Source organism: Coleofasciculus sp. A1-SPW-01, from assembly GCF_040217205.1.
Lineage (GTDB): Bacteria > Cyanobacteriota > Cyanobacteriia > Cyanobacteriales > Coleofasciculaceae > Coleofasciculus > Coleofasciculus chthonoplastes_A.
The window spans coordinates 26,437-39,040 of the sequence record NZ_JAVJNP010000061.1 but is presented as its reverse complement, the minus strand read 5'-3'; the positions used below and the strand labels follow the sequence as shown (position 1 = coordinate 39,040).

The 12,604-nt window shown below is 47.5% G+C and carries 11 protein-coding genes; 6 read left to right on the top strand and 5 right to left on the bottom strand.

Features of this window, described 5'->3' with window-relative positions; all coding sequences use genetic code 11:
- Positions 1–262: 262 nt before the first annotated feature.
- The 3 genes from RH949_RS10025 (at position 263) to RH949_RS10015 (ending at position 3,597) form a co-directional block, all read left to right on the top strand.
- On the top strand, positions 263–544 hold the full coding sequence (locus RH949_RS10025; RefSeq protein ID WP_044207165.1) for an HU family DNA-binding protein: 282 nt from the start codon (positions 263–265) through the stop codon (positions 542–544).
- 97 nt (positions 545–641) lie between these two features.
- Complete coding sequence (gene cobD, locus RH949_RS10020; RefSeq protein ID WP_446352802.1) at positions 642–1,787, top strand: threonine-phosphate decarboxylase CobD; 1,146 nt, start codon at positions 642–644, stop codon at positions 1,785–1,787.
- 139 nt (positions 1,788–1,926) lie between these two features.
- Complete coding sequence (locus tag RH949_RS10015; RefSeq protein ID WP_446352800.1) at positions 1,927–3,597, top strand: dihydrolipoyl dehydrogenase family protein; 1,671 nt, start codon at positions 1,927–1,929, stop codon at positions 3,595–3,597.
- Between the two features lie 152 nt (positions 3,598–3,749).
- On the opposite strand, the gene RH949_RS10010 is transcribed toward RH949_RS10015, so the two are convergent.
- Entirely contained in the window at positions 3,750–4,859 is a 1,110-nt protein-coding gene (locus tag RH949_RS10010; RefSeq protein WP_446352798.1) for an S-(hydroxymethyl)glutathione dehydrogenase/class III alcohol dehydrogenase, read from the bottom strand.
- A 272-nt stretch (positions 4,860–5,131) separates the two neighbouring features.
- Here RH949_RS10010 and RH949_RS10005 point away from each other — a divergent pair, with 272 nt between their 5' ends.
- The gene (locus RH949_RS10005; protein WP_446352796.1) at positions 5,132–5,734 is read left to right on the top strand and encodes an esterase/lipase family protein; all 603 of its coding nucleotides are present in this window, start codon (positions 5,132–5,134) and stop codon (positions 5,732–5,734) included.
- Positions 5,735–5,847: 113 nt separating this feature from the next.
- On the opposite strand, the gene RH949_RS10000 is transcribed toward RH949_RS10005, so the two are convergent.
- Entirely contained in the window at positions 5,848–6,276 is a 429-nt protein-coding gene (locus RH949_RS10000; protein ID WP_006101141.1) for a VOC family protein, read from the bottom strand.
- Between the two features lie 380 nt (positions 6,277–6,656).
- On the opposite strand from RH949_RS10000, the gene RH949_RS09995 reads away from it, so the two are divergent.
- The gene (locus RH949_RS09995) at positions 6,657–7,421 is read left to right on the top strand and encodes a TIGR00297 family protein (RefSeq protein ID WP_446352794.1); all 765 of its coding nucleotides are present in this window, start codon (positions 6,657–6,659) and stop codon (positions 7,419–7,421) included.
- A 98-nt stretch (positions 7,422–7,519) separates the two neighbouring features.
- On the opposite strand, the gene hetR is transcribed toward RH949_RS09995, so the two are convergent.
- From hetR to RH949_RS09980, 3 genes are all read right to left on the bottom strand, one after another.
- Positions 7,520–8,419: a heterocyst differentiation master regulator HetR gene (gene hetR, locus RH949_RS09990; protein ID WP_044207163.1), complete on the bottom strand. Its 900-nt coding sequence runs from the start codon at positions 8,417–8,419 to the stop codon at positions 7,520–7,522.
- Between the two features lie 277 nt (positions 8,420–8,696).
- Entirely contained in the window at positions 8,697–8,963 is a 267-nt protein-coding gene (patX, locus tag RH949_RS09985; RefSeq protein ID WP_044207159.1) for a heterocyst-inhibiting protein PatX, read from the bottom strand.
- Positions 8,964–9,266: 303 nt separating this feature from the next.
- Positions 9,267–11,111, bottom strand: a complete 1,845-nt coding sequence (locus RH949_RS09980) for an FAD-dependent oxidoreductase (RefSeq protein ID WP_446352791.1) — start codon at positions 11,109–11,111, stop codon at positions 9,267–9,269.
- Positions 11,112–11,475: 364 nt separating this feature from the next.
- Here RH949_RS09980 and RH949_RS09975 point away from each other — a divergent pair, with 364 nt between their 5' ends.
- Positions 11,476–12,582 carry an RRXRR domain-containing protein gene (locus RH949_RS09975; RefSeq protein ID WP_006101055.1) on the top strand — a complete coding sequence of 369 codons (1,107 nt, stop codon included), beginning with the start codon at positions 11,476–11,478 and terminating at the stop codon, positions 12,580–12,582.
- Positions 12,583–12,604: the final 22 nt, after the last annotated feature.

Genomic DNA, 12,604 nt, shown 5'->3' with positions numbered 1-12,604 from the left:
TTGTTGGGCAAGTTTGGCAGAATGTTAAAAAATATAGTCGGTATTTATACTCAAAAATCCCGAAATCTACATAATTTAAAGGTTTCAACGTTCCATATCTGGCAATCAGCCATTAGAATAATGCAGTGAAACTTCGAGCCGGTGGGTGTTTCAGGCATTTTTCCCTGAAACCCCTGGTTTTGGGGGTCAAATACTGAACTCTAGACTAATGGGTTAGAGTAAGCGTTGACCTTTGATTCACGCAGAAATAAGGAGATTTATGATGAACAAGGGCGAATTAGTAGATAAAGTGGCGGAAAAAGCTGCTGTGACCAAAAAACAAGCGGATGCGGTGTTAACTGCGGCATTGGAATCAATTATGGAAGCTGTCTCTGAGGGTGATAAAGTCACCTTAGTTGGCTTCGGTTCCTTTGAATCGCGGGAACGCAAAGCCCGTGAGGGACGCAACCCCAAAACTGGCGATAAGATGGAAATTCCGGCGACGAAGGTTCCGGCGTTTTCTGCGGGCAAGCTGTTCAAGGAACAAGTTGCCCCTCCCAAGTAAGGGTGTGAGTCAAGCCTGATTGGTGAAGATAAGAGAGAATGTAGAGACGCGCCATGGCGCGTCTCTGCAATCGGCTGATTTTGAGGAGACGTGATCCTTGAAACGACCTATTCACGGAGGAAATCTAGCCTGGGCAGCGGCGCGGGTAGGTTGTTCCCCTTCCCTGATTCTGGATTTTTCGGCGAGTATCAATCCTTTGGGACCGCCAAAATGTGCGATCGCGGCGATTGAGTCTCATCTAGATGACTTGGTGGCTTACCCGGCACCGGATTACTACCCGTTACGAGTAGCTCTGAGTCAACTCCATCCCACGCTTAACCCTGACTGGATTCTACCGGGGAATGGCTCGGCTGAGTTGTTAACCTGGGCAGCCAGGGAACTCTCAGAACTGGAGGAAACGATTATTTTGACTCCAGCCTTTAGCGACTACCAACGAGCGCTGAGGGCGTTTAATGGCAGAATCAGGGCGTGTCTTTTATTCGGGGAAGATGGGGAAGATGAGGGACTTGTCTCAACACTCAGTCAGGGCGGGTTTTGCCCAAAGGTTATCATCAATAGCCACAAGCAAATTCCTAAACCCGCCCCTACATTACCGCTTGTTCCTGGCAAACGTCAGGGTTTGCTGCTGAATAACCCGCATAATCCCACGGGTCAATTATTCGACCAAGCCAGCCTGTTGCCTTACTTGGAACAATTTGCTTTGGTGGTTGTGGATGAAGCCTTTATGGACTTTTTGCCACCGGATCAGCAGCAAAGCTTGATTCGGTGGGTGCAGGATTATCCAAATCTGGTCATTTTGCGATCGCTAACTAAATTCTACAGTCTGCCTGGACTCCGTTTAGGTTATGCGATCGCTCATCCTGAACGGCTACAACGCTGGCAAAAATGGCGTGACCCCTGGTCTGTAAACGTCTTGGCTGTCGCTGCTGCGATCGCTGTGGTGCAAGATCAGGCATTTCAACGCCAGACTTGGGACTGGCTTCCCGCCGCGCGATCGCATCTGTTTCAAGGATTATCATCGTTACCAGGGTTACATCCCTATCCCAGCGCGGCTAACTTTTTGCTGGTACACTCAGAACACTCCTGTTCCCAACTACAGGAACACCTACTCAAGCACCATTGTATTTTAATTCGGGATTGCTTGAGTTTTCCGGAATTAGGCGATCGCTATTTTCGAGTCGCTATTCGGACTCAAGCAGATAATCAATGTTTATTAGATGCTTTGAAAGATGTTATAAGTTAGAAATTCTGAATCAGAATTATTTTTTTTAACGCAGAGGAACGCAGAGGTTAACGCAGAGGAACGCAGAGGAATTGGGAGTATTGGCGTGAAAAGTTTATAGAATTGGAGAGACAAGCGGAAATAATATGACAAATGACAAATGACAAATGATTATGACCTTATTGTAATTGGTAATAGCAGGGCTGGCGCTTATGCTGCCTTGGCTGCGACTCAATTAAAGGCTCGTGTTGCCTTGATTGAACCTGAGAACCTCCAGAGCAACGGGTTGGGTCAAGATGTGCTGTACAATAAGGCATTGATGCAGGTAGGGCGAGTTCTTCAGCAAGTACGGAAAGCGCCTCACTTTGGGGTTAATTCTGCTATAAATCCCTCGATTGCTGATAATCCTGGATTACAAAAACAGTTGATAAAAAAATCAGAGGAAGCCGGGGAAGAAGGTAGAGACATGCCAGGGTTCGTCTTGGAGTCATTCCCCCATTTTGCTACTGTACACATTACTGAAGCAATGGAATGGGCGGATATGTTGGTTTCTACTTGTTCTGAAGCCACTTCTCCAGCAATTTTGGCATCCTTTGGTGTACATGTCATTTCTGGGGGCGGAGAATTTTGCCTTTTACCTCACTTGGGCTTTGTTGTCAATAATCGACGCTTACGGGCAAGGGCATATTTAATTGCAACGGGTTCTTGTCCAGAAATTCCTGATATCGATGGGTTAGAGACAACCCGTTACTTTACCCCAAGAGATATCTGGAAACAGGTAGACAAGTATAGAAGCAAAGTTATCAGGACAGATTTTACTGATACCGTTCCTCAAGAAACCGATAAGGTAACGAAACCGACGCCTCTAGGAAAACCGGAGAACGTAGAAGAAACCATTCCATTTCAGTTACAGAAAAATTGGCTCGTTGTGGGTAGCACTCCCAATGCTATCGAACTCGCTCAAACATTAGCGCGGCTGGATTGCCAGGTGACACTGGCGGTGAGTGAGGCTCTTATTTTTCCCCAAGAAGACGCAGAGGCGTCGCGTCTGGTGCAAGCGCAATTAGAAGCCGAAGGAATTCGTGTTTTGACTCAAAGTTCGGTGACTCAGGTAAGGTGGATTGAGGGAAAAAAATGGGTGCAAGTGGGAAATCGGGCAATTGAAACCGATGAAATTTTGTTGGCGACGGGTCAAACTCCTAATATTGAATCGTTAAATTTAGCAGGAGTTGGGGTCAAGTTTTCCCGAAAGGGGTTGAAACTAAATCCAAAACTGCAAACTACTAATCCTCGCATCTATGCTTGTGGTGATGTGATTGGCGGTTATCAATTTGAGCATATTGCCGAATATGAAGCCAGTATTGCAATCAAAAATGCTTTATTTTTTCCGCGATGGACTGTGGATTATCAGGGGATTCCTTGGGCAATTTTTACTGATCCAATCTTAGCACGGGTGGGGTTAACGGAAGCGCAAGCCAGACATCGGTATGGGAAAGAGGTTTGGGTGGTGCGACAGTATTTCAAAACCTTGGATAAGGCGCATATTCTAGGGGAAACGACGGGATTTTGCAAACTGGTGCTGCGTCGGAATGGGACAATTTTAGGTGGATTAATCGTGGGAGCAAATGCTGATGAATTAATTGGTGCGATCGCGCTACTAATTCGCCATAAAATTAAAGTGGGTTCACTGGCTAAAATGTCGCAAGCTTCGCCTACAATGTCAGAGATTCTTTATAAAACGGCGCAGGAGTGGCAACGTCAACGGTTAGAGAGTAATAAGATGTTACAAAATCTACTGGAAAGCTTTTTTAACTGGCGACGGAAGTGGTGAGTTGATGCAGACGAATGTAGCATCGTTCATAAGTATGGCATCATTTTGCTCAGGGACAATGTACCCTTGCTTCCCCAGCTCCCCCAGCTTCCCCATCTCCCCCTCACCTCACCACTTATTCAGCAGCCCCTACAAGGTTTTTACGCTCTGCCTTAAAATGTAACCACGCTGCGGATGGATTCCCCTTGGTGCATTAAATCAAACCCCTCATTTATTTTTTCCAAGGGCATGACATGGGTAATTAAATCATCAATATTAATCTTACCTTCCATATACCAATCCACAATTTTCGGAACATCAGTGCGTCCCTTTGCGCCCCCAAAAGCTGTTCCTTTCCAAACCCGTCCAGTTACCAATTGAAAGGGACGAGTACTAATTTCTTGTCCTGCGGCAGCTACTCCAATAATCACACTCACGCCCCATCCTTTATGACAACATTCCAAGGCTTGGCGCATCACATTAACATTACCAATGCACTCAAAACTATAATCGGCTCCACCTTTAGTTAACTCCACCAAATAAGGAACTAAATCTCCCTCGACTTCACGGGGATTAACAAAATCTGTCATGCCAAATTTTTCTGCCAATTCCCGTTTATCTGGATTAATATCAACGCCAACAATTTGACTCGCGCCTACCATTCGCGCCCCTTGGATCACATTTAAGCCAATCCCACCGAGTCCAAATACCACAACTCTGGAACCGGGTTCAACTTTGGCGGTATTAATCACCGCACCAATTCCCGTAGTTACGCCGCAGCCAATATAACAAACCTTCTCAAAGGGCGCATCTTCGCGAATTTTCGCCACGGCAATTTCTGGTAACACGGTATAGTTGGCAAAGGTAGAGGTTCCCATGTAGTGATGCAGCATTTTGCCATTACTTGAGAACCGACTTGTGCCATCGGGCATGACACCTCGTCCCTGAGTTGCCCGAATCGCCTGACAGAGATTGGTTTTGAAACTTAAGCAATACTCACAGTTCCGACATTCGGGTGTGTAGAGCGGAATCACATGATCGCCCGGTTTAAGGCTTTTTACCCCGTCTCCAACCTCGACGACTACACCAGCACCTTCATGTCCTAAGATAGCGGGAAAGAGTCCTTCTGGGTCTTTGCCAGAGAGGGTATAGGCGTCGGTATGACAAATCCCTGTTGCTTTAATTTCAACCAGTACTTCCCCAGCTTTTGGTCCTTCTAGCTGAACGGTTTCAATGGTTAACGGTTTCCCAGCTTCGTAGGCGACGGCTGCTTTAACGTCCACGTTTTCCCTCCTGCTTTTTCCACTATCGTTTAGTGTATCGCTATCCCAGAAGCAGTTGGGTTTCCTACGTCAACCCAACATCTCAGTCAAGGCGATTGAAATCGCAGCTACACAAACAAAGTCCGCCTGCGCGGACTGGGTTATAACGGGGGTAGCTAATCCGAATTTGGTGTAATATCCAATTTAAATGCATGACAGCTTACTTATCGTAGGTGGGCATTGCCCACCCTACATCAAATGACTAATGACTAATGACTAATGACCAATGACCAATGACAAACCCAGTTATTCTCGTTCACGGTATTTTTCGCACCTCATCAGTTTTCCGCAAACTCTCTCCCTACCTCAAAAAACAAGGTTTTTCCGTTTATTCCCTTGACCTCAAACCAAATAACGCCACATTGGGTTTAGACCAAATGGCAGCCCAATTAGCTAATTTTATCAACCAAACATTCCCTCTCAAGCAACCCATTGATTTAGTCGGTTTAAGTATGGGAGGACTCGTCACCCGCTATTATGTGCAGCGATTAGGTGGAATTGACCGAGTGCAGCGTTACATTACCATTTCCGCCCCCCATCACGGCACCTGGTTAGCCTACCTATTGAACCGTCGCGCCTGCCTGCAAATGCGCCCAGGAAATCCTTTACTAGAGGATTTAAACCGAGATGTCCAGATGTTAGAACGCCTCAATTTCACATCAATTTGGACACCATGGGATTTTATTATTATTCCGGGTAATAGTTCACGAATGCCCGTAGGTCAAGATGTTAAAGTTCCCGTTTTAGCCCATGCTTGTATGGTGATTAATCCTCACAGTATGCAAGCAGTAGCTACGGCTTTATCCGAACCCTTTTATCAAATTCAGGCAAATTAGGTTTGTAGTTCGTAGTCAGGGCTTTAGCCCTATTTTAATGATAGGTGTTACCTCAAAACAGTTCGTAGTCAGGGCTTTAGCCCTATTTTAATGATAGGTGTCACCTCAAAACGTTACCGATCGCCAATCGCCGCTAACTCGTGACTGCCGAAAATTGCCTCTGGATGAGCATAAAATTTAAACTCCATTAAATTATAAAAGGGGTCTTGTAAGAAAAAGGTGCGATGTTCGGTCACATCACCCGGAAAGCGTCGCTTCGGTTGCTGATAGAATTGAAGCTGCTGCTGTTGGGCGCGATCGCATAAGGCTTGCCAGTCAGCTTCAGCAGTAAAAATCAAACCAAAGTGACGCGGATAAATTCCCCGTTGTGGCGTTAAGGGTTCATCAGTGAGATGGGCTACCAGTTGATGTCCGTAGAGGTTTAAAATAACCGCGTGACGGGTTTCTCGCCCAATGTCACAGCCGAGTCCTCTGCCATAATAGTCTTTGGTTTGCTCAATATCGCTAACGGGAAATGCCAAATGGAAGAGAATGGGATTCATCGCTACTACTTGAAGTTTTGCCTAATCCTAATAATCACCCTAAACAGTTATCCATCGATCGCATACCCGAAACTGTCGCCTACGATACACCCGGCAACGTCCTCTTAACCCTTAAGATACGCCATGGTAGGGTCAGGGCAGGTTTAGTCACCTCTGTTGTAAGGTGAGAAACGATAGTAAAACCCGCCCCTACACACTCAAAACTCGGTCAGGGCGGGTTTTGAACAAACGTTATCATCAATAGCTTGCGCTAAGTCCCTAAACCCGCCCCTACACAATCAAAACTCGGTCAGGGCGGGTTTTGAACAAACGTTATCATTAATAGCTTGCGCCAAGTCCCTAAACCCGCCCCTACACACTCAAAACTCAACACTTAGTAAATGCTTGCAACCTTCAATTCTCTTAACCCTTGGCTTATTGCCGTCCTCTTAAATACAGTATTATTAGCGATCGCCTGGGTGAGCCCCAAACAACTCCTCACCCGCGCTGGAGTTCTCCACGCTTGGGCGTTGGGAATTGTGATTTGGGGGACGTTGGGCTGGCAAGGGTATCTGATTGTTATGGTTTATTTCCTCGTCGGTTCAGCCGTTACCCGTATCGGTATGGCACAAAAAGAAGCAGCGGGGATCGCGGAAAAGCGTTCCGGCGCTAGAGGACCCGAAAATGTATGGGGTTCCGCCCTAACAGGTACGCTTTGCGCGGTGGGCGTTCTTTTCCTGGATGAACCCTATCGCAGTTTTCTCCTACTGGGGTTCGTCGCTAGTTTTGCCACTAAGCTTTCTGATACGACCGCCAGTGAGGTGGGTAAAACTTACGGTAAGCGCACGTTTTTAATCACCACCTTACAACCTGTATCCCCCGGAACCGAAGGTGCAGTTAGCTTAGAAGGAACTCTGGCGGGGGCTGTCGCCTCGGCTGCGATCGCGGTTCTGGGTTGGGGCGTTGGTTTTATCGACTTGACAGGTGTTTATTTTTGTGTATTAGCTGCCTTTGTTGCCACTAACCTAGAAAGTGTGATTGGTGCCACCTGGCAATCTCAGGTCGAATGGATGACCAACGAAGTCGTGAATTTTATCAATACCTTAATTGGTGCGATCGCGGCTATCTTATTTATCGTCATCTGGCACAGTATCGCACTCGGCTAGTGTTTCGAGTTCGCCTGAGTTGACTGAAAAGGCAAAAAAAGTCCTCGGAGAAATAACCAAGGACAAATAACCAACGACGAATAACCAATGACAAATAACTATTCTATTTGCCGACCAAACACCATTTGTAAAACCATCGCTTTACCATCATCGCGATGATATTTATCCGCCCAAGCGCGAATAATCTCATCCAGTTCTGCCATGGCTTGATCAACATTTTCCGGTGGAATATCCAATTCCTCCAACACCCGCATCACACCGTCCTGACGTTCTGCCCACTCTTTCATCAACCGGAAGTACTGCGCTGTATCCTCCACCATCGTGTAGGTACGTTCTTTGCCATCTACGGGCGAATACGACGCACTGGTCAGAGCATAATAAGGTAAACCCCAAGGACAATCAATGCGCGTCACGGTTCCGGAGTACAGCAAACGCCTTTTGATATGCTCCGCCATGGCTTCTGAAAGAGATGCCCGCCGTTCTGGGGGTAAATCTTCCTGGGAACGACTGTGCAGGAACTCAATCAATTCCATGAACTGTAAGGAACTCACCACCTGGGCATCTGGGAGATGATCCGGCAGTTTTTCTTCGAGAATTCGTTTTTCTTCCTTGTGCAGGCTAGTGCCAGAAATCCGCGATCGCCCAGGTTGCCAGGGATACTGATCCATCCACACGTAAGGAAACTGAATCAAATACCGAGGTTCTTGAGACCCCAACATCTTCAGCAATTTTCCTTCGGTTAACGCTTGTCGAACTTCCTCAACAATAACCTTGACCCGCTTTGGCTCAATATGGTGTAAATGTCCGGTCATCCGGATATTTTCACTCTGTTCCAAAAAGGTCGTGTAAATCGCACATTTAGCAGCCGTTGCCGCCGCATCTAGAAATGCCCCATGTCGGTGTCCACTGGTTCTCATTGCGCTGAAAGCCAGATATATCATAATCTGATCCATGGCGCTGGGGCTAAGGCTCTTGATCAGATCGAGATGATTAGTCATTTTAGGGAGCGGTCACATCGCATGGGTACAACAGAATAAAAGGTAATGACGAACCCACGGCTTCACCTAAACCAGCGAGTCCAACTTAAACAGCAAAACATGCGCTTAACAATTTAAAGCACCCTAATATTAAAGTCTAAATTCTCCTTAGATTATAGACGACGGAAGATAAACAACCCAGGAGATACCATTAACTGGAAGACCCCCTGGATGGGTCACAACTAGGGGGGATAATTCTTCCAGGAAAGTATATATTATATCAAATGGCACTAACTACCTATGCCCAAGTAAATTCGCGCCGTCCACTACCCCGGTGACAAATCTGGGGCGCGAGGGTGTCTTGGGAGGTGAAGAAACGCCGTTGTCCACCGCGATTGGTCTCAGGAGCTTGAGGACCGGCGTCTCCAGTTTTCACTAAAGACAATAGCGAGTGGGCAGGAGTAGACTGAAAACGTGAGACCGAGCGATCGCGAATATCATGAGCATTGACAGCCAATGAGAGCGTAAGCAGGCTCACTAACGTAACAGAAGTGTAAAAGCGCATAGCAGATGTCCGTGTCAGGGTTTCTAGTCCCTGTTACGGACTCTTTACTCATGGTTCAGGAAAAATTCCCGTCAGAGTTAATGTGGATTGTGTGAAGATTAATGGTAAACTAGCCTGTTTATCTTTCGTTTGTTCCCAATTTGGGTGAGGGAAATTGGGGTGCAGAGGTACACAGATGCCATGGCACGTCTGGGAGCAAGAGAAAGGTTGTAGGGGCGGGTTTTACCAATAACATTTTGGAGACAACCCCTAACCTCACTAAACCCGCCCTTTTTAGCGCAACAGGAGCAGAGTAGTTCCTGATCAGTGCAAACGGTTCACCAGCAACCAGTTTCCCCCTGGATTACAACATCCCCACCCTTGTAGCTGTTGCTGATGAGGATAATGCTGGAGTTGCTGATTAACATCCGGTTGTATCGTAATCAATATCCAAATTTGACCCATAAGATTTTCAGGTTCGCTCAGGGTAATCATGTAATCCTGGTCAGCACGACGTTGGAATATGCCAGTGAAATAGATTAAGGTACATGATTGGCGATTGGTGATTAGTGATTGGTGATTAGCGATTGGGGATTGGTGATTGGGGAAATTCTCTACCATCTCCCCCTGCTCCCCCAGCTCCCCCAGCTCCTCAACCATGCCCGAACTGGGATACTCTTCTGGATGATCCAAGTAATAACGTTGCCAATACCGCCAATCGGGATCATCAAGAGATTTGTCAAATAAGGGCATCACAGCAGCCGGGGCAATAGTATCGCCCAACAATGCCTCTTGAATACGCCGGACAACTAACTCCCTCGGTTGACAGCCAAGTTCCACACACAACGCCGCCGCCATTCCTGCGGCTTGACCCAGATTCATCACGACAGGCTGCAACCGCGTCGAACCATTGGCAATGTGAGAGACCGAAATATTTTTATCACATACCAACAAACCATCCATTGACATAGGTACAAGGCAACCATAAGGAATCGTAAACGGTGTTCCTGTCCAACGCCCTCCCCAACGGATGGATTTTGGGGCTAAGGGAAAGGTAAAACCGGGATAATGATGGTCATTGGCATAATTGCCCACAGCAATTCCGGTGAAATTGCCTGACTCATTGACAGGCAAAGGCGCAACTTGACCTCCCGTTATCGGTAAAATCTCTTGTTCCCGCAACGTCACCATCCCTACCAGACGCCGACTTTCTCGATAATAAGGATGTAGGGCGTAAGCCCCACCCCCAACAGACGCCTCTGGAAACATATCATGGGCTAAACCATAACGCCGTCCTAGTTGAGATTGAATAAAACAGGCAAAGCCTTGACTATGCCAACGGGCTTCTTGGAGAAACTGCTGTCGGGATGCATCCGATTCCACTAAGCGCCCCACCCCCTCACCATAATCATTGCCACATTGGGGCCAGTTCAGCATAAACAGTCCCCCTGGTAAGCGTCCGTAATTGAGAAAGGATTCCACCCCATAACCCTCCCACGCCCCAAAAAACTGTTCTGGCTTGTATTCAGGCGGGGGCGGAATTTCTGGTGCGGTATCGGTGTCAAAATCTTTGAGGATAACCACCCAGGTTGGTGCTTGAACGGGATAGCGTTGAGTCAAGTCATTGCCAGAAATAGGCGCACTCGGTTCACCAAAGCGCGATCGCAACTCCCAACCCCAGTGATAGGGAATCTCAGCTAATTCCAGTACATCTCCCAATTCCGTGGCGTCTAGGATGACTTTGGCGTGAATTACAACATCAGAAAATTGCACCCCGGTGACACAATCCCCTGCTTTTAATACCGCTAACGGCGTTTGTCCTGCAATCCACTTGAGGTTGGGTAATGCTTGCACCCAATCTGTAAAGATTTGAGCGCCAATTCTAGGGTGGTAGGTAAACAAACTCACCCACCCATTATCCAGTCCTCCGGGCTGTCGCTGTTGGAGTTCTCGCAAAAACGCGCCCCATAACCCGGTTTGCCACGCGCCTAATTCATTGCCATCGGGCGCACAGACACCGGCTGTCGTTAGCATTCCTCCTAGCCAGGAAAACTCGCTGACTAGAATGGTTTTGACGCCTCGACGTGCCGCTTGGATGGCTGCACTTGTGCCACCTGTACCACCGCCGACAACTAAGACTTCTGTTGTTAATTCATTCACCGCGATCAAAAAATGGGTTGGGGATAGTGATTATCATCACTCCTGGATCAGAGTCAAGTCACAGATACTTTTTGTAATAATTCGTTATGTTGTGGATAACATAAATTTACAAAATAGCTCAACAAAGGAGAACGATTATGATTAGCCCATTCAACAACCCTAATCTAGCTATCGCTTGAGATTAGGGATTGCCAGAGACAGGACTGGCAACGCAAGCGTTGAATAGACCACGCTCGCCGTTAACTGATACGCACTTCCGAATACTTCCCCAGTTCGGATCAACTGCAAGCCTACTTGTTTAGGCGCTTTAAGAGAGGACATTTTGTTAACGGTGGTCGAGGGGACGTACAACTTACACGAGAGGCTTATATCCATGATTCGTGTACCAGTTTTATCGCCAGACGGTAAACCATTAATGCCAGCTAAAGCTAGCCGCGTTCGGCGGTGGCTAAAAGCTGGTAAAGCTAAAGTCACCCATAACGACTTAGGCATCTTTCAAGTCCAGTTAGTTAACCCGCCATCGGGGGAGGAAACCCAAGATATTGTGGCTGGAATTGATCCGGGAAAGCTATTCACGGGGATTGCGATTCAATCAGCCAAAGCTACTCTGTTTTTAGCCCACCTAAATTTGCCCTTTAAAAACGTGACCAAGCGGATGACCCAACGGGTAATGATGCGGCGCGGGAGACGAGGGCGACGGATTAACCGTAAGGTTTCCTTTGATCAACGCAATCACCGCCAGCACCGATTCGATAACCGCAAAGGTCATAAGATACCCCCCAGCATCCGGGCTAATAAACAGTTGGCGTTGAGGGTAGTACAAGAGTTATCAAAGGTCTACCCATTCACAGATGTGGTGGTTGAGACGATTAAAGCCAAAGGCGACAAAGGGTTTAGCCCCGCTATGGTTGGTCAATACTGGCAGATTGAGCAGTTAGAAGCTAACGGCTATACCGTCCACACGCAGGAGGGATGGCACACATCCAACCTGAGACAGTACCTCGGTTTACCCAAATCCAAGAATAAGGCTGAGTCCTCACCTGCCGCCCATGCCGTTGATGGTATCTGCACAGCCGCGTCTCAGTTTATGCGGTATCGCCAGATCCAGGGCATAAGTGGCACCTTCTTAGGGTCTATCGAAGTTACACCGTGCCAGTTTGCGGTGATTAGTCGCCCTCCAGTGTGTCGCCGCCAACTACACCTAATGATTCCCGGCAAGGGAGGGAAGCGGCGCGGTTACGGTGGCACAGTTACCCGCCACGGGTTCAGGAAGGGCGATTATGTCAAAGCGGTTAAAGCAGATATCGCTTACTACGGTTACGTTTCCGGTGACACCAAAACCCAAGTTTCGGTTAGTGACGCTAATTGGAAACGGATAGGAAGGTTCACCACCTCCAAAGTTCAATTGTTGCAGCGAAATACCGGATTGGTGTCAACAGTTGGATTGTCAAACCTTACTACATCGAGTAGCGTGGTTTGACCTCTATCCCCCTCCGGGTTGC